The organism is Haloferax sp. s1, from assembly GCF_058382125.1.
The window spans coordinates 1-719 of record NZ_JBZRPK010000053.1; the positions used below are offsets into that span (position 1 = coordinate 1).

At 59.9% G+C, this 719-nt stretch carries 1 protein-coding gene; it reads right to left on the reverse strand.

Going from position 1 to position 719, the window contains the following annotated elements; translation table 11 throughout:
• Nucleotides 1-719: potassium transporter TrkG (locus QT222_RS00315; RefSeq protein ID WP_491475932.1), on the reverse strand; the 719-nt coding region annotated here is incomplete at both ends.

A 719-nucleotide genomic window follows, 5' to 3' on the forward strand; every position in this document is an offset into this window, starting at 1 on the left:
ACGGTCCCCTGTGCGGTCGCGACCTCGAAGATCGCGTCCGCAAGGGTGAACTCCGGCGGGAGTACCGCGAGCAAGACGAACAGGGAAAGGCCCAGGAGGACGAGATACGTAAATGCGAACGTCGCAGCAGCGCGAATCTCGTCGTCCGCTTCGTCGGCCTTGAAAACCTGTTGACCGATTCGGAGGTCATCGATGGCGTGTTCGGGGAGAAACACGCGTGAGACTTCCCAGTTGATTCCGCGGCCGATGATGTAGCCGCGGAGGATTTTGATCCCCCCAACTGTCGCCCCTGCGGACCCACCGAACAACATCGCGCCGAGGACGATGAACATGACCGCCCCGCTGTTCCAGTCCCCAATCGCGGACGTCTGCCAGCCAGTGGTCGATGATGCGCTGATGAATTGGAACAACCCATCCCGGAACGCTTGGCTCGTCACAACGCGTCCCACGTAGCCGACCGGGTCACCATTGTATGGGACACCGACCCATCGAGCGAGGAATGCCGTCAGGCCGATCACACCGACGGCGAACAGTCCGAACATTGTCCTGACCTGCGGGTCGCTCGTGAACTCCCGGATATCACGCTTGGAAAGCACACCGTAATCCACCGGAATCAAGATGACCCCCGTAAACATCGCCGGGATGAGTAAGAGTTCCATTGCGCAAACGCCGCAACCGTCAACCTGGTCTACAAGCGCACTCCATCCGCCAGACAGTAT